20 protein-coding genes and 2 pseudogenes are annotated in these 25318 nt (G+C 74.6%); 17 read left to right on the top strand and 5 right to left on the bottom strand.

From position 1 onward, the window contains the following. Positions 1 to 6: 6 nt before the first annotated feature. Together FSW04_RS20630 and FSW04_RS28720 are read left to right on the top strand one after the other, a co-directional pair. Entirely contained in the window at positions 7 to 1032 is a 1026-nt protein-coding gene (locus FSW04_RS20630; protein WP_146922105.1) for an iron-containing redox enzyme family protein, read from the top strand. Positions 1033 to 1093: 61 nt separating this feature from the next. Next, positions 1094 to 1231: a CDGSH iron-sulfur domain-containing protein gene (locus tag FSW04_RS28720; protein ID WP_146923914.1), complete on the top strand. Its 138-nt coding sequence runs from the start codon at positions 1094 to 1096 to the stop codon at positions 1229 to 1231. A gap of 66 nt (positions 1232 to 1297) precedes the next feature. Here the strand turns inward: FSW04_RS28720 and FSW04_RS20620 are convergent, their stop codons facing one another. From FSW04_RS20620 to FSW04_RS20605, 4 genes are read right to left on the bottom strand one after another with little or no spacing between them, the layout of a single operon-like run. After that, entirely contained in the window at positions 1298 to 3250 is a 1953-nt protein-coding gene (locus FSW04_RS20620) for a flavin-containing monooxygenase (protein WP_146922104.1), read from the bottom strand. Between the two features lie 9 nt (positions 3251 to 3259). Then, positions 3260 to 4078, bottom strand: coding sequence for an SDR family NAD(P)-dependent oxidoreductase (locus FSW04_RS20615; RefSeq protein WP_146922103.1), 819 nt, complete (start codon positions 4076 to 4078; stop codon positions 3260 to 3262). A 26-nt stretch (positions 4079 to 4104) separates the two neighbouring features. Beyond that, complete coding sequence (locus tag FSW04_RS20610) at positions 4105 to 5682, bottom strand: AMP-binding protein (RefSeq protein ID WP_146922102.1); 1578 nt, start codon at positions 5680 to 5682, stop codon at positions 4105 to 4107. A gap of 36 nt (positions 5683 to 5718) precedes the next feature. After that, entirely contained in the window at positions 5719 to 6381 is a 663-nt protein-coding gene (locus FSW04_RS20605; RefSeq protein ID WP_146922101.1) for a TetR/AcrR family transcriptional regulator, read from the bottom strand. Positions 6382 to 6447: 66 nt separating this feature from the next. On the opposite strand from FSW04_RS20605, the gene FSW04_RS20600 reads away from it, so the two are divergent. The 15 genes and pseudogenes from FSW04_RS20600 (at position 6448) to FSW04_RS28000 (ending at position 24679) form a co-directional block, all read left to right on the top strand. Then, positions 6448 to 7410 (top strand): alpha/beta hydrolase, encoded by a 963-nt coding sequence (locus tag FSW04_RS20600; protein ID WP_146922100.1) that lies wholly within the window; start codon positions 6448 to 6450, stop codon positions 7408 to 7410. A 58-nt stretch (positions 7411 to 7468) separates the two neighbouring features. Continuing rightward, positions 7469 to 8590, top strand: a complete 1122-nt coding sequence (locus FSW04_RS20595; RefSeq protein WP_146922099.1) for a zinc-binding dehydrogenase — start codon at positions 7469 to 7471, stop codon at positions 8588 to 8590. A 104-nt stretch (positions 8591 to 8694) separates the two neighbouring features. Further along, on the top strand, positions 8695 to 12015 hold the full coding sequence (locus FSW04_RS20590) for a CBM96 family carbohydrate-binding protein (RefSeq protein ID WP_146922098.1): 3321 nt from the start codon (positions 8695 to 8697) through the stop codon (positions 12013 to 12015). A 118-nt stretch (positions 12016 to 12133) separates the two neighbouring features. Continuing rightward, positions 12134 to 15600, top strand: a pseudogene (locus FSW04_RS20585) (indolepyruvate ferredoxin oxidoreductase family protein). Next, on the top strand, positions 15597 to 16505 hold the full coding sequence (locus FSW04_RS20580) for a 3-hydroxyacyl-CoA dehydrogenase family protein (protein ID WP_146922097.1): 909 nt from the start codon (positions 15597 to 15599) through the stop codon (positions 16503 to 16505). The pseudogene FSW04_RS20585 and the gene FSW04_RS20580 overlap by 4 nt, the downstream one beginning before the upstream one ends. Next, positions 16502 to 17535 (top strand): annotated as a pseudogene (locus FSW04_RS28715) (peptidyl-alpha-hydroxyglycine alpha-amidating lyase family protein). Before FSW04_RS20580 ends, FSW04_RS28715 begins: the two are co-directional and overlap by 4 nt. A 33-nt stretch (positions 17536 to 17568) precedes the next feature. Then, on the top strand, positions 17569 to 18615 hold the full coding sequence (locus tag FSW04_RS20570) for a thiamine pyrophosphate-dependent dehydrogenase E1 component subunit alpha (protein ID WP_146922096.1): 1047 nt from the start codon (positions 17569 to 17571) through the stop codon (positions 18613 to 18615). After that, entirely contained in the window at positions 18615 to 19577 is a 963-nt protein-coding gene (locus FSW04_RS20565) for an alpha-ketoacid dehydrogenase subunit beta (protein ID WP_146922095.1), read from the top strand. The genes FSW04_RS20570 and FSW04_RS20565 overlap by 1 nt, the downstream gene beginning before the upstream one ends. Continuing rightward, positions 19558 to 20778 carry a dihydrolipoamide acetyltransferase family protein gene (locus FSW04_RS20560; protein WP_146922094.1) on the top strand — a complete coding sequence of 407 codons (1221 nt, stop codon included), beginning with the start codon at positions 19558 to 19560 and terminating at the stop codon, positions 20776 to 20778. Before FSW04_RS20565 ends, FSW04_RS20560 begins: the two co-directional genes overlap by 20 nt. Positions 20779 to 20825: 47 nt before the next feature. Continuing rightward, a complete protein-coding gene (locus FSW04_RS20555) occupies positions 20826 to 21431 on the top strand; it encodes a sulfite oxidase-like oxidoreductase (RefSeq protein ID WP_146922093.1) in 606 nt (201 codons plus the stop codon). Between the two features lies 1 nt (position 21432). Beyond that, positions 21433 to 22170 (top strand): ferredoxin reductase, encoded by a 738-nt coding sequence (locus FSW04_RS20550; RefSeq protein WP_146922092.1) that lies wholly within the window; start codon positions 21433 to 21435, stop codon positions 22168 to 22170. Position 22171: 1 nt separating this feature from the next. Next, positions 22172 to 22498 (top strand): DUF6510 family protein, encoded by a 327-nt coding sequence (locus FSW04_RS20545; protein WP_187368956.1) that lies wholly within the window; start codon positions 22172 to 22174, stop codon positions 22496 to 22498. Beyond that, complete coding sequence (locus FSW04_RS20540) at positions 22495 to 23682, top strand: CaiB/BaiF CoA transferase family protein (RefSeq protein WP_228430609.1); 1188 nt, start codon at positions 22495 to 22497, stop codon at positions 23680 to 23682. The genes FSW04_RS20545 and FSW04_RS20540 overlap by 4 nt, the downstream gene beginning before the upstream one ends. Next, complete coding sequence (locus FSW04_RS28005) at positions 23679 to 24257, top strand: NAD-dependent epimerase/dehydratase family protein (protein ID WP_146922091.1); 579 nt, start codon at positions 23679 to 23681, stop codon at positions 24255 to 24257. Before FSW04_RS20540 ends, FSW04_RS28005 begins: the two co-directional genes overlap by 4 nt. Beyond that, positions 24194 to 24679, top strand: a complete 486-nt coding sequence (locus FSW04_RS28000) for an NAD-dependent epimerase/dehydratase family protein (RefSeq protein ID WP_267128258.1) — start codon at positions 24194 to 24196, stop codon at positions 24677 to 24679. The genes FSW04_RS28005 and FSW04_RS28000 overlap by 64 nt, the downstream gene beginning before the upstream one ends. Before the next feature lie 13 nt (positions 24680 to 24692). Here the strand turns inward: FSW04_RS28000 and FSW04_RS20525 are convergent, their stop codons facing one another. Then, on the bottom strand, positions 24693 to 25277 hold the full coding sequence (locus FSW04_RS20525; RefSeq protein WP_146922090.1) for a TetR/AcrR family transcriptional regulator: 585 nt from the start codon (positions 25275 to 25277) through the stop codon (positions 24693 to 24695). Positions 25278 to 25318: the final 41 nt, after the last annotated feature.

The raw sequence follows: 25318 nt of genomic DNA, 5'->3' as shown, positions 1-25318 counted from the left end.
GGAACCATGCCCGTCGCCCCCGCACCGCGTGGCCCACTGTCGGAAGCCGTGCTCGCCGTGCTGCTGCATGCACCGGGCACGCTGGTCGACGTCGACGTCGACGTCGACGCGACCGCCGACCCGCTGGCCGACGACGACCTGCACCTCACGCTCTACTGCCTCTACGAGCTGCACTACCGCGGCCTGGACGGCGTCGACGAGCGCTGGGAATGGGACCCGGGGCTGCTCGCGCTGCGCGCGCGCCTCGAGGCGGTCTTCGAGGCCGGGCTGCACGACGCCCTGTCGGGCTGGGTCCCGCCCTCCGCCGGCCCCGAGACGATGGACCTCGCCCTGCGGGCGATCATCGCCGCCGACGACGGGCCCTCGCTGGCCCGCCACCTGGAGGTCGACGGCGACCTCGACCAGCTGCGGGAGTTCCTCGTCCACCGGTCGGCCTACCAGCTCAAGGAGGCCGACCCGCACTCGTGGGCGGTGCCGCGCCTGGCCGGCGCGCCGAAGGCGGCGCTCGTCGAGGTCCAGACCGACGAGTACGGCGGTGGCGACCCGGCGCGGATGCACGCCGAGCTGTTCGCCGACGTGCTGCGCGCGCTGGAGCTCGACGCGACCTACGGCGCCCACCTGGACCGCCTGCCCGGGATCACCCTGGCGACGGTCAACCTCATGTCCCTGTTCGGCCTGCACCGGCGCCGGCGCGGGGCGATCGTCGGGCACCTCGCGCTGTTCGAGATGACCTCGTCGGTGCCCAACCGCCGCTACGCCACCGCCCTGCGCCGCCTCGGCGTCGACGACCCGCGCGCCACCGCGTTCTTCGACGAGCACGTCACCGCCGACGCGGTGCACGAGAACATCGCCGCGGTCGACCTCGCCGGCGGCCTCGTCCGCCAGGAGCCGGCGCTGACCGCCGACGTGCTGTTCGGGGCCCGCGCGCTCGTGGAGATCGAGGACCGCTGGGCGCGCCACCTGCTCGGCGCCTGGGACGAGGGCCGCAGCTCGCTCCTGCACGCCCCCGCGACGGCGGCGGCCGCGTCGTGAGCGGCGAGGTGCGCATCACGCCCTACCGCGACGGGCCGCTGCTCGTCCGCGGCCCTTCACGCTGACCGACCAGGACGGGCGCGAGATCTCCGTCCACCAGCGCACGGTCGCCCTGTGCCGCTGCGGGCGCTCGGCCCGCAAGCCGTTCTGCGACGGCACCCACAAGGCCACGCGCTTCCGCGCGACCAGCGGCGCGTAGGCGTGGGCGGCCGCCCGTCCGCAGCGCGCCGGCCGCCGGCGGTAGCGGGGGCGTGAGCGGCGCGGCTCAGGCCGCGCGCCGCCCCGCGCCCGCCGTGGCGCCCTCGCGCGGCGGCTCGGTGACGAAGTCGTCCAGGTCGGCCGAGCGCGTCATGCCCCAGAAGTCGATGACGCGGAACGGCGTGGTGACCACGACCCGGCCGTGGCCGTTGCGGTAGTAGGTGTCCATGCCCGGGTGCGTCCAGACCATGCGCTCGTGGGCCTCGTCGACGCGCCGGTTGTGGCGCTCGTAGGGCTCGGGGCGCACCTCGGCCACCACCTGGCCCTGGGCGAACAGCCGGCCGAGCAGGTCGATCAGGTAGTCGAGCTGGTGTTCGGCGGAGCCGATCAGGCTGCCGCCGTGGCCGCCCGCGATGTTCGGCCCGTAGATCATGTAGAAGTTGGGGAAGCCCGGGACGAAGGACCCCAGGTAGGCCCGCGCGTCGTCGTCGTCCCACACCTCGCGCAGGCTCACGCCGCCACGGCCGCGGATGTCCATCGGCGCCAGGAAGCGCACCACGTCGAACCCGGTGGCCGCGACGATCACGTCGACCTCGTGCTCGGCGCCGGTGGCGGTGATCACCCGGTCGGTCGCGACCGAGGCGATCGGGTCGGTGACCAGCTCCACGTCGTCGCGCAGCAGGCTGTCGTACCAGCCGTTGTCGAGCAGGATCCGCTTGCCGTAGGGCGGGTAGGTCGGGGTGACCTTCTCGACGAGGTCGGGGCGGCCGGCCAGCTTGGACTCGATGTACCGCGTGAAGAACCTGCGGTGGCCGTCGTTGATCTCGTTGACCGAGCGCTCGGGGTGCGGCCAGTCGGGATCCTTCTGAAGCGTCTGGTGGATGCGGTCGTTGAACGTCCAGCCCGCCCGCAGCCGGTACCAGGCGCGGTACAGCGGCACGCTCTGGGAGAGCTCGCGCAGCGGCTCGGGCACTTCGGCGTGGAAGAGCTCGAACGGCGCCGCCCACTGCGGCGAGCGCTGGAAGATCGTGACCGCCGCGGCCACCCCGGCGATCGCGGGCACGAGCTGCATCGCGCTGGCGCCGTTGCCGATGACCGCCACCCGCCTGCCGGTCAGGTCGAGGTCGTCGGGCCAGCGCGCGGTGTGCACGAGCTCGCCGGCGAAGTCCTCCAGACCCGGGATCGTGGGCATCTTCGGGCGCCGGAACGCGCCGACCGCGCTGATCACGAGGTCGGCCGTCAGCGTCTCGGCGGTGCCGCCGGGGCCGCGCAGCTCGACGTCCCAGCGCTGGGCGTCCTCGTCGTAGCGCGCGCCGGTGACCTCGGTCTGGAAGCGGATCTCCTCGTCCAGGCCGGTGTCGGCGACGATCTGCTCCAGGTAGGCGTACAGCTCGTCGCGCAGGGCGAAGTACTTGCTCCAGTCGTGCGGCGCGAAGGAGAACGAGTACAGCGCGCTGGGGGTGTCGACCCCACAGCCCGGGTAGCGGTTCTCCAGCCACGTGCCCCCGACCGCCTCGTGCTGCTCGACGATCGTGAACGGGATGCCCGCGTCGCGCAGGCGGATGGCCGCGGCGATGCCCGAGACGCCCGCGCCGACGATGAGCGCGTGGAAGCCCTCGGGCACGCCGGCCACCGGCGCGGTCGTGGCCGGCGCGTCGACGGCGGCGAGCTCGGCCGCCAGCATCGGCCCGTACTCCTCGCCGACCTCCTCGCCCATCGCCACGCTGAGCATGCGCACCATGAGCTCGGGACCGGGGTCGGGCAGCGCGACCGGCGCCCCGTCGCGCCACGCCCGGATGGCCTCCAGGCCGGCCGCGCGGATCTCGGCCTGCAGCTCCTCGGGCAGGCCGCCGTCGTTGTTGTCGTCCAGACCCTTGTTGCGCCGGGGCAGGTAGGGCTCCTCGATCCAGCGCTCCTCGCCCGTGAGCTGGACGAGCAGCGGCAGCAGGGTGGGGACGTTGGCGATGGCCAGCGCCTGCGCCAGCTCCTCGTCGCTCAGGTGCTTCGGGGTGATCGTCATGGCGGCCTCTCAGCGGCGCTGGTCGAAGGTCTGCAGGAGGTCGCCGGCCGCGCCCCAGTGGATCGTGCTGATCATCCCCCCGTCGGTGACGAGGTCGGTCCCCGTCACGAACGCGCCCAGCGGGCTGACGAGGTACAGGACCGTCCGCGCGATGTCCTCGGGCTGGCCGAGGCGGCCCAGGGGCGTGATCCCGATCGTGGCGCCGCGGATCGCCTCCGTGCCCAGCGTGCCGCGGTTGATCCCCGTCTCGATGACGCCGGGGCTGACCGAGTTGATGCGGATGCCCTTCGGCGCGAGCTCGGCCGCGAGCTGGCGGCTCATGGCCAGCACGCCGCCCTTGGACGCCGTGTAGGACGGGTAGCCGTAGCCCAGGTGGGCCGAGACCGAGGCGATCTGCACGATGCGCCCGTTGCCGGAGGCCTCCAGGTCGGGGACCGTCGCGCGCAGCACGTTGAAGTAGCCCGTCAGGTTGGTGGCGATGACCTTGTCCCAGTCCTCGCGCGTCGTGTCCAGCAGGCCCTTGCGGATGGCGATGCCCGCGGCGTTGACGACGATGCCCAGGCTGCCCAGGGTGCGCGCCGCGGCGACCATCGCCTCGACGCCGGCGTCGTCGGTGACGTCGCAGCTCACCGCGGACGCCGTGCCGCCGGCCGCCGTGATCGCCTCGGCCGTGGCCTCGGCGGCGTCGCCGGCGATGTCGGCGGCCAGCACTGCCGCGCCCGCAGCGCCGAGCATGAGCGCGGTGGCCCGCGCGATGCCGGAGCCGGCGCCGGTCACGAGCGCGACGTCGCCGCTCAGGTCGATGATGTGGTCAGGGGTCTCGGGCATGTGGGCTCTCTCGTGGTGGTTGCGGGTCAGGACGTGGTGGCGCGCGCCTGCGCGGCATCGGTCCACTCCTTGCGGAGGGCGTCCTTGCGGACCTTGCCGACCGAGGTCAGCGGAAGCTCGTCGACGAACTGGATCGTGGTGGGGACCTTGAAGCGGGCCAGGCGCTGCGCGCAGTGCTCGCGCAGCTCCTCGGCGGTCACCGCGCCGGCGTGCTCGGCCACGACGACGGCGACGACCTCCTCGTCGCGGATCGGGTCGGGCACGCCGATGACCGCCGCGGTGGCGACCTCGGGGTGGGCGATGAGGGCCGACTCGACCTCCATGGCCGAGACGTTCTCGCCCGCCCGCTTGATCATGTCCTTCTTGCGGTCGAAGAAGTAGAAGAAGCCCTTGTCGTCGACCATCGCGTTGTCGCCGGTGTGCAGCAGGCCGTCGCGGAACGTCTGGGCGGTGGCGTCGGGGTCGTCGAAGTAGCCCAGGAACACGTCGCGCCCCGGCGTGCCCTCGACGCAGATCTCGCCGACCTCGCCCCGGGGGACGGGGTTGCCCTCCTCGTCGAGGATGTGGACGTTGCGCCCGGCGATGGGCAGGCCGATCGAGGGCCAGCGGCGGTCGCCGACCAGTGGGGCCGACGTGATCATGACCATGGCCTCGCTCTGGCCGTAGCCGTTGATGAGCGTCACGCCGAAGCGGTCCTCGAAGGACAGGCGCTCCTCGTCGGGCACGTTGAGCGAGTAGAAGACGCGGTGCAGCCGGTGGTCGCGCTCGTCGGGGTCGACGGGCTGGGCGTTGAGCGTGCGCAGCTGCATGGCCACCAACGCGGTCTCCGTGGCGCCGTGGCGACGCAGCTGCGACCAGTACTTCGTCGCGGAGAAGACCTCGAGCAGGATGATCGTGCCGTAGACCGTCATCGCCGCCAGCGCCGTCATCGCCTGGGCGTTGCAGTGAAAAAGCGGCAGCGACGTCATGCAGCGGTCGCCGTCGTGCAGCCCGATGCAGCGCACGGCGTCCTCGCCCGAGCGCACGCAGTGGGCGTGGGTCAGCATCACGGCCTTGGGCTTGGACGTGGTGCCCGAGGTGAAGATGAGCTCGCAGACGTCCATGGCGCCGACGTCGGGCGCGTCGGTGAGCGGCTCGCGCTCCAGCAGGTCGGAGAACGTGACGGCGTCGCCGCCGGGGCCGCGCGCGATCACGAGCGTGACGTCGCCGCCGGCGGCCGCGATCGCGCCCTCGGCGATCGCCCGGTAGTCGGGCTCGACGATGAGCAGCGAGACGCGCGCCTTGCGCAGGATGTGCTCGAGCTCGGGCGTGGTGTTGGCGACGTTGGACGGCGCGAAGATCGCCCCCAGCCGCGCCAGCGCGAACCAGATCACCAGGATCTCGGGCGAGTTGCGCAGCTGGACCGCGACGCGGTCGCCGTGGCCGACGCCGAGCTCCTGCAGGCCGCGGGCGGCGCGCAGGACCAGGTCCTGGAAGCCGCCGTAGGTCAGCTCGCTCACGGCGCCCTCGGCGTCCTCGAAGACGAGCAGCTGATGGTCCGGCCCGAGTGCGACGCGCTCGTCGAGCAGGTCGTTGAGGGTGCGGTCACCGACGACGTCGATCATGGGTCCCACCTTTCGCGTGGTTGCGGGGGCAAGGGCTCATCGGCCGTCGCGCCCGGACTGGATGCCGAGGAGGAAGATGTCGCAGAAGCGGTCGGCGATGTCGTCGACATCGACGCGGCCCTTGGGATCGAGCCACTGGTACGAGTAGTTGACCATGCCCATGAGCGCGAGGAGCGTGAGCCGGACGTCGTCGACGACGAAGTCGCCCTCGGCGCTGCCGCGCTCCAGGACGCGGTGCACGATGCGCTCGAACGCACGGCGATCGCGGCGCAGCTGCGCCCACTCGGGCTCCTCGTGGATCGAGCGCCACTCGTTGAGGAAGACGGCGACGTGGTCGGGAAACGCCGCGTGCAGGCGCATCATCTCCCGGACGAGCGCCCGGAGCTCCTCGCCGGGCGCGTCGCCGCGGGCGCCGATCTCCTCACAGGTCTCCAGCAGCGGGCGCAGGTAGCGCTCGTGGCTGGCGACGAGGAGGTCCTTCTTTCCCGAGATGTAGTGGTACAGGCCGCCGCGTGTCAGGCCCGTGGCCTGCACGATGTCGTCGATCGTCGTGCGCTCGTAGCCGCGTACGGCGAAGACGTGGGCGGCGGCGTCGACGACGGCCAGGCGCCGCTCGTCGAAGCGCGGGCGCGCACCGGCGCCGTTCTGCGCGGCCGGCGCGACGGCGGTCCGGGACGGTGTCTTGCGGGCCGCGGCCATCAACCGCCTGTACGATACCGCTCGACCGACTGTCCGGTCTGTTCGATTCCAGGAGGAGCCGTCCCCATGTCCCCGCCGGTCCAGCCGGCCTCGCCGGAGTCCGTCGTCCCGGCCGTGGACGCCGCGTCGCCCGCGGTGCGCGAGTTCGACGACTTCTACCGCGGCATCAGCGCGCTGGGGGCCGACCCGGCCACCACGATCGAGCAGCTGCGCGACGGGTTCTCGCGCTGGGGCGACTTCGGGCGCGACCCCGAGCGCGTCGACTACGTCCACGTCGACGCCGGCGGGGTGCCCGCCCTGTGGGCCGTGCCCGAGGGCGCCGCCCTGGACCGCGTGCTGGTGTGCAGCCACGGCGGCGGCTACGCGTGCGGCTCGATCTACAGCCACCGCAAGCTCTACGCCCACCTGGCCCGGGCGGTCGGCTGCCGCGCGCTGCTGGTCGACTACCGCCTGGCGCCCGAGCACGTGCACCCCGCGCAGGTCGAGGACCTCGTCGCCGTCTACCGCTGGCTGCTGGAGGACCAGGCGATCGCGGCCGGCCGGATCGCGCTGACCGGCGACTCCGCCGGGGGCGCCCTGTGCCTCTCGCCCCTGCTGCGCGCCCGCGAGCTCGGCCTGCCTATGCCGGCGGCGATCCTGCCGCTGTCGCCGTGGATCGAGCTCGAGGCGCTGGACCCGATCCACGAGACCAACGACCGCGACCTCATCGGCACGCGCGACGTCGTGATCTCCTCCGCGGAGGTCTTCCTCGGTCCCGCCGGCGACCCGCGGGACCCGCTGGCGGCGCCGATCTACGCCGACCTGCACGGCTTCCCGCCCATGTACATCCAGGTCGGCGGCTGCGAGAACTTCGTCGCCGACGCCCGCACCCTGGCGCGCCGCGCCCAGGAGGCCGGCGTCGAGGTCCGCCTCGACGTCTACGCCGACATGCAGCACGTCTTCCAGCTCCTCGCGGGCGCCGCGCCCGAGGCCGACGACGCGATCGCGCGCCTGGCCGCCTGGGTGCGCCCGCGGCTCGGGCTCGCATGACCCTCGGGGCCCGTCCCGTCCCCGCCGTCCCCACGATCACGATCCATCGAGGTTGACCATGGCCCAGCAGACCGGCCGCGCCGCCGTCCTGACCGAGTACAACGCCGACTTCACGCTTCAGGAGTTCGAGGTCCCCGAGCCCGAGCCCGGCGCGATCGTCGTCGAGATCGACACCGCGACGGTGTGCGGCAGCGACGTCCACGTCTGGGAGGGCGCGCTGGAGGGCGTGATCCCCGTCCACCTCCCGCTCATCCTCGGCCACGAGATGGTCGGCCGCGTCGCCAAGCTCGGCGACGGCGCCGCCTTCGACTCCGTGGGCGAGCCGCTGCGCGAGGGCGACCGCGTCATCTGGACCCACGAGCCGTGCCTGCGCTGCTACTCCTGCACGATCATGGGGGAGACGACGCTGTGCACGAACCGGCGCCTGGGCTTCCTGGAGGACTGCTCCAAGCCGCCCCACTTCACAGGCGGCTTCGCCGACTACGGGTACGTGTGGGCGCGCTCGGGGCGCATCCGCGTGCCCGACGACGTCCAGAGCGACTGGGCCTCGGCGGGCAGCTGCGCGCTGCGCACGGTGATCAAGGCGATCGAGAAGGCGATGCCGGTCGACTACCTGGACTCCGTCGTCGTGCAGGGCTCGGGCCCGCTCGGCCTGTTCGCCACCGCGATGCTCAGCACGCACTCGCCGCGCCACCTCATCGTCGTCGGGGCGCCCGACGACCGCCTCGAGCTCGCCCGCGAGTGGGGCGCCACGCACACGATCTCCGTCCAGGAGTACCCCGACGCCCCGGCGCGGCTGGACGAGGTGCTGCGGATCACGGGCTCGCGCGGGCCCAGCGTCGTGCTCGAGGTCGCGGGCGCGCGCGGCGCCGCCGGCGAGGGCGTCCAGATGATGGCCCCCAAGGGCCGCTACGTCGTCGTGGGCACCATCACCGGCGAGCCCCAGCCGATCAACGTCCCGCGGGTCACGACGCGCGCGGTGCAGGTCCTGGGCTCGATGGGCGGCGACACCGACGCCTACTGGAAGGCCATGCGCTTCCTCAGCGCGTTCCGCGACCGCTTCGACTGGGACCGGATGCTCGGCCGCCGTTACCCGCTCGAGCACCTGTCGGCCGCGATGCGCTCCTCGAAGGAGATGCGCGACGTCAAGGCCGTGATCGACCCCGCGATGGCCGCCTGAGGCGCCCGCGCGCGTCGTCCGGGCGCAGCGCGCTCCCCCCGATCGGACAGGTCCCCGGGGCCCGGCGTCCCATACGGTGCACGGCTCACCGTCATGGATGACCGATGACCGTCACGAGTCGATGGATCGGTGCCCTGATCGCCGGCCTGGCGCTCGCGGTCGCCGTGCCCGCCCTTGCGGCGGCCGACCCCGCGACACCCGCCCAGGTCGGGCGCTGGGGCAGCGTGCTGCAGTGGCCGCTGCAGGCCAAGCACATGATCCTGCTCCAGACGGGCGAGGTGCTCGTCTGGGCCTCGCAGGCCAACGCCGACCCGCACCTGTGGGACCCGGTCGCCGACCCGACGGGGGCGAACATGCGGCCCGTGCCGTTCCCGGCCGGCGACCTGCACTGCGCCGCGCAGGTCACGCTGGCCGACGGCCGCGTCCTGGTCGTCGGCGGCCAGAACGTCGACACGCACATCGGGATCCCGGTCACCGCGATCTTCGACCCGGTCACCGAGACCTGGACGCGCGGGCGCGACATGCACTTCGCGCGCTGGTACCCGACGCTGACGGTGCTGGCCGACGGCCGCGTCATGGTGTCCTCCGGCGACCAGCCCGACGGCACCGGCGGCTACGTGCGGGTGACCACGCCCGAGATCTACGACCCGTCGACCGACACGTGGACCGACGCGGCGCAGCCCGTCACCCAGCAGTACCTGTACCCCTTCATGTACCAGCTGCCCGGCGGCAGCGTCTTCGAGGCCGGCACGCGCTACCAGACGCAGTTCTTCACGCCCGGCGCGGCGGGCGCGTCGGGCACGTGGGCGGCGGGCCGCTCGGCCCCGTTCAGCACCGACTCCTACTCGGAGTCCGGGGTCATGTACGCGCCGGGCAAGATCCTGCGCACCGGCGGCGGCGACCCCGCCCAGGACCACACCGCGGTCATCGACACCAACGTCGCCGACCCCACGAAGGCCCAGTGGCGGCTCACGGCGCCGATGAACCACGCGCGCCGGCGGATGAACACGCCGCTGCTGTTGGACGGCACGGTGCTCGCCGTCGGGGGCACGACCGTCGGCAACAACCCCGCCTATGCGGTGCGGACCTCCGAGATCTGGGACCCGGCGACCGAGCGCTGGACCGACGCCGCCCCGCTCACCGATCCGCGCATGTACCACTCCACGGCGCTGACGCTGCCCGACGGCCGCGTGGTCTCCGCCGGCGGCCAGGTCACCGCGGCCGGCGCCACCGAGGACGCGCCGACCTCGACGAGCCTGCAGACCACCGCCGAGGTCTACGGGCCGCCCTACCTCTTCAAGGGCCCGCGGCCGGCCATCGCCTCCGCGCCCGCCCGGAGCGGCTACGGCGCGGCGCTGCCGATCACGCTCGGCGACGCCACCACGACGGTCGTCAAGGTCGCGCTCCTGCGCCCGTCAGGCGTCACGCACGCCATCGACATGGACCAGCGCTACGTCCCGCTGGACTTCACGCAGTCCGGCGCGACGGTCACGGCCACGACCCCGTCGAGCCCCTACCGCGCGGTCCCGGGCTGGTACATGCTCGTGGTCGTCGACGCCGGCGGCGTGCCGTCTGTCGCCTCCTGGGTGCTGCTCGGCACTGGCGCCGCCGTCCAGGCGCCGGGCAGCCCGGCCCCGATCGCCCCGGCGGCCACCGTCGCGGCCACCGCGACGATCACCGCGCTGACGCCCACGGTGATCGCCGCCGGCGACACGGTGGACTTCGCCTCGAGCTGGACCGGGCCGCCCACGAGCTTCGCGTGGACGTTCGGCGACGGTGGCACCTCGGGCGCCGCGCACCCCTCGCACCGCTTCACCGCGCCGGGCCACTACACCGTGGGGCTGACCGTCAAGAACGCCAGGACGCCGCAGGGCTCGGCCTCCAACACGCTCGTCGTCGACGTGGTCGCCGGCGGCACGGGCACGGGCACGGGCACCGGCGACCCGGGCACCGGCACCGGCGACCCGGGCACGGGCGGCAGCGGCACGACGACGCCGCCCCCGGCCGCGGGCCCGGCGCCCGCGCCGGCTCCGGCGCCCGCACCCGGCCCCGAGCTGCCCGGGCCCGCCGGCCCCGTGGCCGGCCCCGCCACCGCGACGAGCGGCGTGCGCTCGCGGCAGACGTTCACGGCCGTCGCCCACGCCTCCGTCGCCTCCCGCGGCGCGGCGTCGACCGCCGTCCTGCGCCTCGGGCAGGGCCGCGGCCCGGCCGGGATCAGCCGCCGCGCCTTCGTGAGCTTCGACGTCAGCGGGCTGGGCGCGGCGCCGGCGCGCGCCGTCCTGCGGCTGCGGGCCACCGACGGCTCCACCGACGGCGGCAGCGTCTTCGCCGTGGGCACGGGCTGGGCGCCCGCCGGGCTCTCCTGGACGAGCGCGCCGTCGATCACCGGCGCCTCGCTGGCGTCGGCGGGCGCGACGACGCGCCGGCGCTGGGTCGAACTCGATGTGACCCGTGCGGTCACCGGCGATGGCCGCGTCAGCTTCGGCCTGGCCTCGACCTCGGCCGACACCGCCGCCTACGCGACGGCGGGCGCCGGGGCGCCCGAGCTGGTCATCACGCCCGCGACCGTGGCCGCGGCGCCGGCCGCCGACCTCGATGCCGCGCCGCGCAGCGGCACCGGGCCGTTGACCGTCGCCTTCACGGACCGCTCCGTCGGCGCGACCTCGTGGGCCTGGGACTTCCAGGGCGATGGCACCGTGGACTCGACGCAGCGCAACCCCCGCTTCACCTACACGCGGCCCGGCACCTACGAGGTCCGCCTGACCGCGCGCAACGACGCGGGCGCCGACGTCGCCACGCTGGACGGGCGCATCGTCGTCGCCGCCGCGGGCGCCGCAGGGGCGACGCGCCGCTTCGCCCCCGTGGCCGACGGCTCGATCTCCTCGCTGCGGCCGCGCGCGACCGCCGGCGCGGCCCGGACGCTCGGCGTCCGCCAGGGCGTCACGGGCGCGCCGGAGACGCTGCGGTCCTACCTGCGCTTCCACGTCGCCGGCGTGCGCGGCGTCCCCGCCTCCGCGCGCCTGCGCCTCTACGTCGCCCGCGCCTCCAGCGACGGCGGCAGCGTCTTCCCGGTCACCTCGCGCTGGACGGAGCGCGGGCTCTCCTGGAGCACGGCGCCCGGCCTCACGCTCCCGTCGCTGGCCAGCGCCGGCCCGACGGCCGCCGGCACGTGGATCGACCTCGACGTCACGCGCGGGGTCGCCGGCGACGGCGACGTCAGCTTCGTCCTGTCGGGGACCGCCGCTCAGGCCGCAGCCTATGCCGCCCGCGAGGACGCGGCGCACCGCCCGCAGCTCGTCATCACGTCCGCCCGGGGCACCACCGCGCGTCAGGCGCGCGTGCGCCGGGCCCATCTCGCCAGCCTCCTCGCGCCGCGTCCCAGCCTCGTGTGTCCGCTCGGACACGACGGCGAGCTGGCCCTCTGAGCCGTCGCAGCGCAGGAAACCAGCGCAGGATCCCTGGCTGGGGACGGGATCCTGCGCAATCGCGCTCGTGGCGCCCGGGCCCCTCGCCGCCGCCGCGGCGGGCGGGCAAGATCCGCGGATGGCGCTCCTCGACATCGCCCTCGACGATCGCTACGCGGCCGCGTCCGGCCCGGCGCTCGTCACCGGCACGCAGGCCCTCGTACGCATGCTGCTCGAGCAGCGGCGGCTGGACCGCGCCCGCGGGCTGGACACCGGCCTGTACATCACGGGCTACCCGGGCTCGCCGCTCGGCGGCCTGGACCGCGAGGTCGAGCGCAACCGCCGCCACCTCGACCCCGAGGGCATCGTGTTCGGCCAGGCCGTCAACGAGGAGCTGGCGGCCACCGCCGTCGTCGGGACCCAGCTCGTCGGCGAGCTGCCCGGGCGCCGCCACGACGGCGTCGTCGGCGTCTGGTTCGGCAAGAGCCCAGGGCTGGACCGCGCCGCCGACGCGATCCGCCACGGCCAGCTCACCGGCACCGCCCACCTCGGCGGGGCGCTCGCGCTCATCGGCGACGACCCGATGTGCAAGTCCTCGACCGTGCCGAGCTCGTGCCTGCCGATGGCCCAGAGCCTCGTGCTCCCCGTCTTCGCGCCCACGCGCGTGCAGGACATCCCGCTGCTCGGGCTGCACGCCATCGCGATGTCGCGCCACGCCGGGCTGTGGGCCGGCATGCAGATCGTCGCCGACGTCGCCGACGCCTCGGCGGCCGTCGAGCTCGGCGCGCTGACCGAGGAGATCCCGCACCCGCCCGCCCAGAGCCGCGGCAAGCCGCCGACGCTGCTCGGGCAGAGCTCGGTCGACGCCGAGCACGACCTCATGGGCCACCGGCTCGAGCTCGCGCGCGACTACGGGCGCGACCGGCGCCTGAACCGGATCGTCTCCGAGCCGGGCCGCGCGCGGATCGCCCTCGTCGCCGCGGGCGCGACGTTCGGCGCGCTGCAGCGCTCGCTGGCCGACCTCGGGCTCGACGCGGCGGCGCTCGACGCCCTCGGCGTGCGGGTCGTGGAGCTGCGGCTGCCCTGGCCGCTGCACCCCGACGACGTCCGCGCGTTCGCGGCCGGCGTCGAGGAGGTCGTGGTCCTGGAGGACAAGACGCCGTTCATCGAGGCCCAGCTGCGCAACGCGCTGTACCGCCGGCCCGACGCGCCGCTCGTCCTGGGCAAGCAGGACGACGAGGGCCGCCCGCTGGTGACGATGCGCGGGGCCGTCGACGCCGACGAGATCAGCCGGGTGCTCGGCCTGCGCCTCGGGGCCGGGCGCCTGGACGAGCACGCCCGCGAGCGGCTGCGGCGCCTGGAGGCCGGAGCCCTCACGCCCGCGGCCGCGCTGCCGCTCGTGCGCAAGCCGTTCTTCTGCTCGGGCTGCCCGCACAACCTCTCCACGCGCGCGGCGCCGGACCAGCTCGTGGGCGCGGGCATCGGCTGCCATGCGCTGATCGCGATGGACGCCGCCGGCGCGCGCGGGACGCTGCTCGGCGCGCCGCAGATGGGCGGCGAGGGCGCGCAGTGGAACGGCATGGCGCCGTTCACCGACGACGGCCACTACGTGCAGAACCTCGGCGACGGGACGTTCCACCACTCGGGCTCGCTGGCCGTCCGCGCCGCCGTCGCCGCGGGCGTGCACCTGACCTACAAGCTGCTCTACAACGACGCGGTCGCGATGACCGGCGGCCAGCGCCCCGCGGGCCGCATGGACGTCGTGACGCTCACGCACTGGCTCAAGGCCGAGGGCGTCGCGCGCGTCATCGTCACCACGGAGGACCCCGGCAGCTTCTCCGGGGCCGAGCTGTCGTCCATCGCCGAGGTCCGCCACCGCGACCGCCGCACGGAGGCCGAGGCCGAGCTGGCCGCGGTGCCCGGCGTCACCGTGCTCATCCACACCGACCGCTGCGCGACCGAGGAGCGCCGGCTGCGCAAGCGCGGCAAGCTGCCGACGCCCACGCAGCGCGCGTGGATCAACGAGCGCGTGTGCGAGGGCTGCGGCGACTGCGGCGAGAAGTCCAGCTGCCTGTCGGTGCTCCCCGTGGAGACCGAGCTGGGACGCAAGACGCAGATCCACCAGTCCTCGTGCACCCAGGACCTCGCGTGCCTGGAGGGCGACTGCCCCTCGTTCGTGCTCGTCACGCCCGACCCGCACGCCGACCGCGGGCCCGTCCCGGCGCCGCCCGTGGCCCTGCCCGAGCCCGTGAGCCGGTTGCACGACCGCGACGACGTCCTGGTGCGCATGCCCGGCGTCGGCGGGACCGGGGTCGTGACGGTCTCCCAGGTCCTGCAGATGGCCGCGCTGCTCGACGGGCGCTGGAGCGCGGGCCTGGACCAGATCGGGCTGGCGCAGAAGGGCGGCCCCGTGGTCTCCGACGTGCGCATCGCGGCGGCCGAGCCCGAGGGCGCGCTGCGCGCCTCGGCGGGCACGGTCGACGTGCTCCTGGCGCTGGACCTGCTCGGCAGCGCCGGGCCCGACACCCTTCGCACGACCGACCCGGGTCGCACCGTCGCCGTGGTCAACACGCACGAGACGCCGCCGGCCGACATGGTCACGAACACGGAGGCGACGTTCCCGCCGCCGGCCGCCACGCTGGGCGCGATCGTCGCCGCGACCCGCCCGGGGGAGCTGGCGAGCCTCGACGCCCAGGCGATCTCCGAGCGCCTCTTCGCCGACCACATGCCCACCAACGTGGTCATGCTCGGCGCCGCCTATCAGCACGGCTGCCTGCCCGTCGGCGCCGAGGCGCTCGAGGAGGCCATCCGCAAGAACGGCGCCGCCGTCGACGTCAACCTCGCCGCGTTCCGCTGGGGCCGCGCCGCCGTGGCCGACCCCGGGGCCGTGGCGGCCGCGCTGGGCACCGGCGAGCCCGTGGCGCCCGCGCCCGACCGCGCGGCGGTGGACGCCGTCGCGCAGGCCGGCGCCCGCGGCGCGCTGGCCACGCTCCTGGAGCGCCGCGTCTCCGACCTGGCCGGCTACCAGGACCGCGCCTACGCCCGGACCTACCTCGACGCGGTGATGGACGTCGCGCGGCGCGAGGCCGCCCAGGGCGCGCCCGGCGAGACCGCGGTCGCCGAGGCCTACGCCCAGGGGCTCTACAAGCTCATGGCCTACAAGGACGAGTACGAGGTCGCGCGCCTGCACCTCGACACGTTCGAGCAGGTCCGGCTGCGCTCGGCGTTCGGGCCCAGGGCCCGGACCCAGGTGCTCCTGCACCCGCCGCTGCTGCGGGCGATGGGGTCCGGCGCAAGATCCGCCTCGGCGCGAGCGCGCCGCCGCTGTTCCGTGCGCTGCGCGCCGGGCGACGGCTGCGTGGAACGGCGCTGGACCCGTTCGGCTACCACCCCGTGCGCCGCCTGGAGCGCGAGCTCATCGGCGAGTACCGCGCGCTGGTCGACGAGGCGCTCGGGAGCCTGACGCCGGCCACCCACGCCCAGGTGGCGCGCATCGCCGCGCTGCCCGACCTCGTCCGCGGCTACGAGGACATCAAGGTCGCCAGCGTGACCCGCTACCGCGACGCCGCGGCCCGTGAGCTGGCGGCCCTGCGGAACGCGCGATGAGCGGCCTGCACGTCGCCGTCCTGGGCACGGGGCGCATGGGCTCGCAGATCGGCTGCGAGTACGCCCTCGGCGGCCACCGGGTCACGTTCGTCGCCCGCGACGCCGCGCGCGGGCGGGCCGCCGCCGATGCCGCGCTGGACCTCGCGACCACGACCGGCCTGCACCCGGCCGGGGCGATCGAGCAGGCGCGCGGGCGGATCGCCGTGGAGACCGCCCTGGGGGCGGTCGACGACGACGCCGGCGTCGTCGTGGAGTCCGTGCCCGAGGACCTCGCGCTGAAGGTGGCGCTGCTCGGCGACGCCGCGCGGCGCTGGCCCGCGGCGATCATCGCCTCCAACACCTCCTCGATCCCGATCGGGCGCATCGGCGAGGGCATCGGCGCCCCGGAGCGCACGATCGGCACGCACTACTGGAACCCCCCGCTGCTCATGCCGCTCGTCGAGGTCATCCGCACCGACGCCACCGACGACGCGGTCGTCGACCGGATCCTGGCGCTGCTGCGCGACCTCGGCAAGCGCCCGGTCCAGGTCCAGCGCGACGTGCCGGGGTTCGTGTGGAACCGGCTGCAGCTCGCGCTGCTGCGTGAGGCCCTGTGGGTCGTCGAGCAGGGCGTCGCCACGCCGGAGGTCGTCGACGAGATCGTCCGCGACGGCCTCGCGCGCCGCTGGCGCCTGACCGGACCCTTCGAGACCGTCGAGCACGGCGGGCCGGCCACGTTCGCCGCCGTCGCCGCCAACCTGCTCTCCGAGCTCTCCGACGCGACGGAGGCGCCCGGCCTGGCCACGCTGCCCGTCCGCGACGCCGACGCGCTGGCCGCGCGCGCCGCGCGCCGCGACGCCGGGCTCATCGCCGAGCTGCACGCCGACCGCGACGCCGCCACCGACCCCGACCCGGAGCCCGCATGACCGCACCGACGCAGGCCGTCCTCTCCGACGGGACCCACCGCTACGAGATCGACACGGCGTGGGCCCGGCTGCCCGACGGCTCGGTGCTCGGCGACGTCGCCGCCGTCGGCGTCGGGCCCGACGAGCGCGTCTACGCGTTCAGCCGCGGCGATCGGCCGATCGCGATCTTCGACCGCGACGGGCGCTTCCTGGAGTCCTGGGGCCAGGACATCTTCACCCGCGCCCACGGGCTGCACATCGGGCCCGACGGCATCCTGTGGTGCACCGACGACGGCGACCACACCGTTCGCAAGTGCACGCCCGACGGCGAGGTCCTCATGACCATCGGCATCCCGGGCGAGCCGGCGACGTTCATGAGCGGCCGGCCGTTCTGCCGCTGCACCCACACCGCGCTGTCGCCCGAGGGCGACATCTACGTCTCCGACGGCTACGGCAACGCCCAGGTCCACTGCTTCTCGCCCGACGGCGAGCTGCGCTTCTCCTGGGGCGCTCGGGCACCGACCCCGGCCAGTTCCAGCTGCCCCACAACATCTGCTGCGACGCCGACGGCCGCGTCTACGTCGCCGACCGCGAGAACCACCGCATCCAGGTCTTCGACGGCCGGGGCACCTACGAGACGCAGTTCAACAACCTGCACCGGCCGTGCGCGATGGCCCTCTCGCCGGGTGAGGACCCGCAACTCTACGTCGGCGAGCTCGGCCCGCTGTTCCGCCACAACCTGCCCTGGCAGCCCGACATCGGCGCGCGGATCAGCATCCTGGACCGCGACGGCGCGCCGCAGGCGCGGCTGGGTACGGGGCGGTTCGGCACGGCCCCCGACCAGTTCATCGCGCCGCACGGCATCGCCGTCGACGACCGCGGCGACATCTACCTGGCCGAGGTCGCCTTCACCGCCTGGGGCCTGTACGGCGAGGGCCCGCCGCCGGCCGACCTGACGACGCTCCGCAAGCTCACCCGCGTCCCGCCTGACGGCCCGAGCCGACTCGACATCTGTCGAGTGGGGGTCGGCAAGGGGCGACAGCGGTCCTGACCCGGGCACCGGGACCGGACCTAGGCTTGGCCCATGGCCGTCCTCGAGCTTGCCGACGCGCGCGAACCGGACCTCCTCCAGGACGCCGACCGGCTCGGCCTGCTGCGCCACATGCTGGCCATGCGGGCCGTCGAGGAGCGCGCGCTCAAGCTCTACAAACAGGGCCGGATCCCCGGTTCGATGTACGACGGGCGCGGCCAGGAGGCCATCAGCGTGGCGGCCACCTGGGCGCTGGCCGGCGCCGACGCCGTGTGCTCGCCGCTCATCCGCGACCTCGGCGCCCATCTCGTTCGCGGGACCGACCTGGCCGACATCTTCCGCCACTACATGGGGCGCCGGAACCCGCTGAGCCAGGGCCGCGAGGGCAACGTGCACTTCGGCGACCGCCGTCGCGGGGTCGTCGGGATGGTCTCCATGCTGCCCGACATGATGGTCGTGGCCGTCGGCCTGGCCATGGCCTTCCGGATGCGCGGTGAGCAGCGCTGCGCGCTGACCTTCTTCGGCGACGGCGCCACGTCGCGCGGGGACTGGCACGAGGCGATGAACTGGGCGGCGCTGGACAAGCTTCCGGTGGTCTTCGTCCTGGAGAACAACCAGATGGCCTACTCGACGCCCACCGCGCGCCAGTTCGCCGTCGACCCCGTCCACCGCGCGGCGGGCTACGGCATCCAGGCGTGCACGGTGGACGGCAACGACCCCGAGGCCGTGTTCGGCGCGGTGTGGCACGCCCGGCGACGCGCGCTGGCCGGCGAGGGCCCCACGCTCGTCGAGGCCGTCACGATGCGGATGCACGGCCACGGCGCCCACGACGACGCGCGCTACGTCGACCCCGAGCTCGTGCGCACGTGGTCGCTGCGCGACCCGATCGACCTGTTCGGCGCGCGCATGCGAGGCCGCGGTGCCGACGTCGTGGCGCTGTCGGCCGAGGTCGACGCCGAGGTCGAGGCGGCGGTGCAGGCCGCCCTGGCCACGCCGATGGCCGACCCGGCGACGGCCACCGACGGGGTGTTCTGCACCGCCGAACCCGAGCCGCTGGGGACCGGGCCGTCGCGCTACAGCGGCTACGCGGGCGCCGCCTGATGGCCCAGCGCACCTACCTGCAGGCGATCTCCGACGGCCTGCGGGAGGAGATGCGCCGCGACGAGCGCGTCTTCGTCATGGGCGAGGACGTCGGGGCGTTCGGCGGCGCGTTCAAGGTCACCGACGGCCTGCTGGAGGAGTTCGGCGCCGAGCGCGTGCGCGACACCCCGATCGCCGAGGCCGGGATCATCGGCACCGCCGTGGGCGCCGCGATCGCCGGGCTGCGCCCCGTGTGCGAGATGCAGTTCGCCGACTTCATCGCCTGCGGCTTCGACCAGCTCGTCAACGTCGCGGCCAAGATGCACTACCGCCTGGGCCTCGCCGTGCCGCTGACCGTGCGGCTGCCGTCGGGCGGCGGGTTCTCCGGCGGCCCGTTCCACTCGCAGAACCCCGAGGCCTGGTTCATGCACGCCCCGGGGCTGAAGGTCCTGGCGCCGAGCACGCCGCAGGACGCCAAGGGGATGCTGGCCGCCGCGATCCGCGACCCCAACCCGGTGGTGTTCCTCGAGCACAAGCACCTCTACCGTCGCGTGCGCGACGAGGTGCCCGACGGCGCCTACGCCACGCAGCCGCGCGCGCGGCTGGCCCGGGAGGGGACCGACGCGACGGTGATCGCCTACGGCGCGATGGTCCACGCGGCGCTGGAGGCCGCCGGCGGCATCGACGCGTCCGTCGAGGTGCTCGACCTGCGCTCGCTCGTGCCGCTGGACGAGGAGGCGATCCTGGCCTCGGTGCGCCGGACGTCCAAGGTGCTGGTCCTCGACGAGGCCAACCGCACGTGCGCGGCCGGCGCCCAGGTGGCCTCGCTCATCGCCGACCGCGGCTTCGAGGACCTCGACGCGCCCGTGCGGCGCCTGGCCACCCCCGACGTGCCCATCCCGTTCAGCCCGCCGCTCGAGCAGGCCGTCCTGCCGTCGGTGGACGCGATCGGGGAGGCGATCCGTGAGCTCCTCGCCTACTGAGACGCTCGTCGACGTGCTGCTGCCCGCGATGGGCACGTCGATCACCGAGGGCACGCTCGTCGGCTGGCGCGTGAGGGTCGGCGACGCCGTCGCCGCCGATGACCCGATCTGCGACGTCTCGACCGACAAGGTCGACACGGAGTGCCCGTCGCCGGCGGCGGGCCGGGTCGCCGAGCTCCTCGTCGCCGAGGGCGAGACCGTCGAGGTCGGCACCGTCATCGCGCGCCTGGCGGTCCCGGGCGGCGGGGAGCAGGCGCCCTCGCCGGCGCCCGCGAGCGCGCCCGTCAGGCCCGCCGCCAACGGCAACGGCCACGCCGCCCCGCGGCTCTCCCCGGTCGTGGCGCGGATCGTCGCCGAGCACGCCATCGACCCGTCGGTCGTGCGGGGCACGGGGCGCGGCGGGCGGATCACCAAGCGCGACGTGATGGCCCACCTGGAGGTCGCACCCGAGGCCGAGCGCCCCCTGCACTCCGAGTCGCCCTACCGCCCCGACCCGCCACCCGCGGCGCCCGCGGCGCCCGACGACCTCGGCGGCGTCCCCGAGCCCCTGTCGCGCCTGCGGCGGACGATCGGCGCGGCCATGCGCCGCTCGCTGGAGACCGCCGCGACCTGCCACACGATCGTCGAGTGCGACCTCACGCGCGTCGAGAGCCGCCGGCGGGCGCTGGGCCTGACCGCCCTGCCGCTCATCGCCCGCGCGACGAGCGCGACGCTGCGCGCGTTCCCCGACCTCAACGCGACGCTGCAGGGCGACACGATCACGCGCTACGCGCGCGTGCACCTGGGGATCGCCGTCGCCCTCGGCGACGACGGCCTCATCGTGCCGGTCATCCACGACGCCCAGGACCTGTCGCCCGAGGGCCTGGGCGCGCGGATCAAGGACCTCGCGCGGCGCGCGCGGGCGCGCGAGCTGGCGCCCGACGAGGTGCGCGGCGCGACGTTCACCATCACCAACCCGGGCGCGTTCGGCGCGATCGCCGCGACGCCGATCATCGACGTGCCCCAGGTCGCGATCCTCGACGTGGAGGCCGTCGTGCGCCGTCCCGTCGTGGTCCGCGACGCCGGCGGGGCCGAGGCGATCGCGATCCGCTCCATGGTCAACTTCGTCCTGGGCTGGGACCACCGCGCCGTGGACGGCGCCTACGCCGCGCGGTTCCTCAGCGCGGTCGCGGCCCGCCTGCAGGGCGACGACGACGGCTGAGCGCGGAGGCCTGGCGCGGGGCGCACCGCGCGTGCGACGATCCCGCCATGGCGTTCATCTCGCGGGGCTTCCACGGACGACCGCGGCGCGACGTCGACCCGTCGCGCGTGCCGCCCGGCCAGTACGTCGTCGAGGACTTCCCGGTGCTCTCGGCCGGCCCGACGCCGCGCGTCCCCACCGAGGAGTGGACCTTCACGATCCAGGGCGCGGTCGACGAGGCCGTCACGTGGACGTGGGACGAGCTCGCCGCACTGCCGGCCGAGACGTTCACGGTGGACATCCACTGCGTCACGAAGTGGAGCAAGCTCGGGACGAGCTGGACCGGCGTGTCGGTCGACACGCTGCTGGAGTCCGTCGCCACCGAGGCCGACTTCGTCACGGCGTACTCCGACGGCGACTACACCACCAACCTGGCGCTGGAGGACATCACCGACGGCCGGGCCTGGGTCGTGCAGGCGTTCGAGGGAGAGCCCCTGGAGGCCGAGCACGGCGGGCCGGCGCGGCTGCTCGTGCCGCACCTGTACTTCTGGAAGAGCGCGAAGTGGGTGCGAGGGCTGACGCTGACGCCCGAGGACGAGCCCGGCTTCTGGGAGGCGGCGGGCTACCACAACCACGGCGACCCCTGGCACGAGCAGCGCTACTGGGGCGACTGAGGTGGCGCCCGCGCGCATCGCCTGGCGCGTGGCGACGGTGGTGGAGGTCGTGGAGGAGACCCCGCATGCCCGCACGCTCGTCCTGGACGTCCCGGGCTGGCCGGGCCACGTCGCGGGCCAGCACGTCGACGTCCGGCTCACCGCGCCCGACGGCTACCAGGCCCAGCGCTCCTACTCCATCGCCTCGGGCCCCGAGGCCCCGCACGTCGCCCTGACGGTCGCGCGCATCGACGACGGCGAGGTCTCGCCCTACCTCGCGGGCGAGGTCGCCGTCGGGGACGGCCTCGAGCTCCGCGGCCCGATCGGCGGGCACTTCACCTGGACCGCGGCCGACGGCGGCCCCCTGCTGCTCGTCGCCGGCGGCTCGGGCCTGGTCCCGCTCATGGCCATGCTGCGCCACCGCGCCGCCGCCGGCAGCGGCGCCGAGGCGCGGCTGCTGCTCTCGGCGCGCACCGCGCCCGACGTGCTCTACGCCGCCGAGCTGGCCGAGCTGGCCGCCGACCCGGCGCTGACGGTGACGACGACGCTCACGCGGTCGGCGCCCGACGGGTGGGGCGGGCGGCGGGGCCGCGTCGATGCGGCGATGCTCGACGCGGCCGCGCCGGCCCCGGCCGCGATGCCCCGTACCTACGTCTGCGGCCCGACCGCGTTCGTCGAGCGGGTCGCCGACCTGCTCGTGGCCCGCGGCCACGCGGCCGGCACGATCCACGCCGAGCGCTTCGGACCCACGGGAGGATGAGATGAGCGAGCACGAGCCCGGGTGGCTGGACGGCAACGCGATCGCCGGCCTGCTCGAGGACGTCTTCGGCGGCGACATGACCCGCGTCCCGCGGGGCTGCGGGTCCTGCGGGACGCACGCCCCCGTGGCGGCGCACCGCGTCCACCTGGGGGCGGGCGCCGTGCTGCGCTGCCCGGCGTGCGGGGACGTCGCGCTGCAGGTCGTGGAGGCCGGAGACCGGCTCGTCGTGCGGTTCTCGGGCACCTGGACGCTCGTGCGCCCGGGGGCGCGCAGGCGCCGCCCGACGGGCACAAGCGCTAGCACCCCGCGACTACGCTTCGGGCGGTGACGGACACCGAGCGGACCTACGAGGGCCTGCGCGTGGTCGACATGACGACCACGATCGCCGGCCCGCTGGCCACGATGATCCTCGCCGACCTCGGCGCCGACGTCATCAAGATCGAGCGCCCGGGAACCGGCGACGACGGGCGCCACTTCCCGCCGCTGTGGCACGGCGACGGCACGGTCTTCCATGCGTTCAACCGCAACAAGCGCAGCATCGTGCTCGACGTCGCCCAGCCGTCCGGGCGCGCCGCGGCCGCCGAGCTCGTGGCCGCCGCCGACGTCTTCGTCGAGAACTTCCGCCCGGGCAAGGTGGACAAGCTCGGGCTGTCCTACGAGGCGATGTCGGCGCGCAACCCGCGCCTGGTCTACTGCTCCATCTCGGCGTTCGGCCGCGGCGACCTCGGGCGCGAGCTGCCGGGTTATGACCCGGTCATCCAGGCGTTCTCGGGGATCATGGACGCCACGGGCGAGCCCGGCGGCCAGCCCGTGCGCTCGGCGGCGTCGATCATCGACGTGACCACGGGCATGTGGGGGGCGATGGGGATCATGGCCGCGCTGGCGCGCCGCGAGCACAGCGGGGAGGGCGCAAGGCTGGACACGACGCTCGTCGACTCCGGCCTCATGCTCATGAGCCACCAGATCCTCAACCTGAAGGTCACCGGCCGCCCGCCGCAGAAGACCGGCAGCGCGTTCGCGGCGACCTCGCCGTACGAGGCGTTCCGCACCACGGAGGGCTGGGTCATGATCGCCGCCGGCAACAACGACCTGTTCGGGCGCGTCTGCCGCGCGCTGGACGTGCCCGGCCTCGTGGACGACCCGCGCTTCGCCACCGTCGCCGCGCGGCTGGAGCACCGCACGAAGCTGCACGAGCTGCTCGAGGCCCGGACCTCGACGATGTCCGACGCGGAGGCGGAGGCGATCCTGCGCGCCGGCGGGGTGCCCAACTCGGCCGTCAACCGCCTGGACCGCACCCTGGCCCACCCGCTGGCGATCGAGCGCGAGATGGTCGTCGAGCTCGAGGACGACCGCGTCGGCGTGCGGCTGCCGCTGAGCTCGCCGGCCGCGCCGATGCGCCCGGCCCCGTCGCTGGGCGAGCACACCCGCGCGGTGCTCGAGGAGCTCGGGCTCGATGCCGCGCTCGTACACGGCGCGCTGGACGAGGTGCGGCGCGACGGCGCCGGCGCGTGAGCCCCGCCGGCCCCGTCCTCATCACCGGCGGATCCGGGTTCACCGGGGTCCACCTCGCGCGGATGCTCCTGGACGCCGGCCGGCCGGTCCGGCTCCTGGACGTCGCGGTCCCGGCCGCCGAGCGCCGCTTCGTCCTCGGGGCCGACGCCGACGCGCTGACCGAGGACATGATCACCGCCTCCGTCGACGACTGGAGCGCCGTGCTGGACGCCGTGCGCACCACGCGGCCCTCGGCCATCGTCCACATCGCGGCGGTCGTCAGCCCGGAGGTGCTGGCCCGGCGCCCCAACCTCGCTCTGCAGGTCAACCTCGGCGGGACGGTCAACGTCCTGGAGGGCGCGCGGATGTTCGACGTCGCGCGCACGGTCGTCTTCTCCTCGATCGGCGTGCTGCCGACCAGGCAGTACGAGCCGATCGACGTCGCCCACCCGCTGCTGCTCGCCGGCGAGGGACCCAACACGGGTTCTATGGCGCGTCGAAGATCGGCGCCGAGGCCTTCTGCCACGCCTACGTGCAGTGCTTCGGGCTCGACGTGCGGATCGTGCGCCCGTCGGCGGTCTACGGCCTGGGCATGAACTTCCCCATCTACGTCCGGCCCATGGTCGAGGCCGCGGTGGCCGGCCAGCCCGTGGCCTTCGCGTCCGGCGGGCCCGTCGCCCGCGACTACACCCATGTCAAGGACCTCGCGGGCATCACGATGGCCCTGCTCGACGGCCCCGCCGACGCCGACCGCACGTTCTTCGGCGCCACGGGGCGCGACCTGGTGTCGGCCTCCCGCGTCGCCGAGCTCGTGCGCGAGCTGGTCCCGGGCGCCGACATCACGATCGCCGACGTCGTCGGCCCCGCCGACCGCTTCGAGTCCGGCGGCTTCCGGGGACGGCTGTCGATCGACAACGCGCGCGAGCAGCTCGGCTGGGCGCCGCGCTTCGGCGACATCCGCGACGGGCTGGCCGAGTACGTCGACAGCCTGCGCGCCTACCGCGCCGCGCAGGCCTGAGCGCCGGCGGCGCTCAGCGCGGCTCGAGGCCGCGCAGCGCGATCGTCGCGAAGATGTCGGCGACCTCGTCGGCGCTCAGCGGGCCGTCGGAGCGGAACCACGTGTAGCCCCAGTTGGCCATCGCGAGCAGCCCGCGCGCGGCGATCTCGGGGGAGACGTCGATGAAGCGGCCCGAGCTGACGCCGTCGGCGATGATCCCGCGCACCATGCTCTCGTAGAAGTTGCGCTTGGCCACGATGGCGTCCCAGCGCTCGCCGCTGACCGCCGCGCGCTCGTGCAGGAAGACCGTGACGCCCTCGCGGTTGCGGGCCACGAAGCGCATGGTGGACCGCAGGATGTCGCGCAGCTTGTCCGACGGCGACTGGGAGGAGGACACGATGGCCAGCGTGTCGGCGATGAGCTCGTCGATGAGCCCGTCGTGGATCGCGAAGAGGAGGTCCTCCTTCTTGCGCACATGGTGGTACAGGCTCGCCTTGCGGATGCCGACCGCGTCGGCCACGTCCTGCATCGACGCGCCGTGGTAGCCCAGCTCGCTGAAGACCCGGGTGGCGGCCGCGGCGATGTCGGGTCGCAGCGGCTGCTCGGTGTCGCTGGCCATGGCCGGCGGGATGATAACCGTCCGTGCGGTAGGTCAGCGGG

The sequence above is a fragment of the Baekduia soli genome (assembly GCF_007970665.1).
Classification (GTDB): Bacteria; Actinomycetota; Thermoleophilia; order Solirubrobacterales; family Solirubrobacteraceae; genus Baekduia; species Baekduia soli.
Note: the sequence above shows the minus strand (reverse complement) of the source record. Positions and strands in the feature narration are given on the sequence as shown.

Excerpts from the sequence above, each read along its gene's own strand:
- FSW04_RS20630 (WP_146922105.1), top strand. The coding sequence starts at position 7 with ATGCCCGTCGCCCCCGCACCGCGTGGCCCACTGTCGGAAGCCGTGCTC.
- FSW04_RS20620 (WP_146922104.1), bottom strand. The coding sequence starts at position 3,250 with ATGACGATCACCCCGAAGCACCTGAGCGACGAGGAGCTGGCGCAGGCG.
- FSW04_RS20615 (WP_146922103.1), bottom strand. The coding sequence starts at position 4,078 with ATGCCCGAGACCCCTGACCACATCATCGACCTGAGCGGCGACGTCGCG.
- FSW04_RS20610 (WP_146922102.1), bottom strand. The coding sequence starts at position 5,682 with ATGATCGACGTCGTCGGTGACCGCACCCTCAACGACCTGCTCGACGAG.
- FSW04_RS20605 (WP_146922101.1), bottom strand. The coding sequence starts at position 6,381 with ATGGCCGCGGCCCGCAAGACACCGTCCCGGACCGCCGTCGCGCCGGCC.
- FSW04_RS20600 (WP_146922100.1), top strand. The coding sequence starts at position 6,448 with ATGTCCCCGCCGGTCCAGCCGGCCTCGCCGGAGTCCGTCGTCCCGGCC.
- FSW04_RS20595 (WP_146922099.1), top strand. The coding sequence starts at position 7,469 with ATGGCCCAGCAGACCGGCCGCGCCGCCGTCCTGACCGAGTACAACGCC.
- FSW04_RS20590 (WP_146922098.1), top strand. The coding sequence starts at position 8,695 with ATGACCGTCACGAGTCGATGGATCGGTGCCCTGATCGCCGGCCTGGCG.
- FSW04_RS20580 (WP_146922097.1), top strand. The coding sequence starts at position 15,597 with ATGAGCGGCCTGCACGTCGCCGTCCTGGGCACGGGGCGCATGGGCTCG.
- FSW04_RS20570 (WP_146922096.1), top strand. The coding sequence starts at position 17,569 with ATGGCCGTCCTCGAGCTTGCCGACGCGCGCGAACCGGACCTCCTCCAG.
- FSW04_RS20565 (WP_146922095.1), top strand. The coding sequence starts at position 18,615 with ATGGCCCAGCGCACCTACCTGCAGGCGATCTCCGACGGCCTGCGGGAG.
- FSW04_RS20555 (WP_146922093.1), top strand. The coding sequence starts at position 20,826 with ATGGCGTTCATCTCGCGGGGCTTCCACGGACGACCGCGGCGCGACGTC.
- FSW04_RS20545 (WP_187368956.1), top strand. The coding sequence starts at position 22,172 with ATGAGCGAGCACGAGCCCGGGTGGCTGGACGGCAACGCGATCGCCGGC.
- FSW04_RS20525 (WP_146922090.1), bottom strand. The coding sequence starts at position 25,277 with ATGGCCAGCGACACCGAGCAGCCGCTGCGACCCGACATCGCCGCGGCC.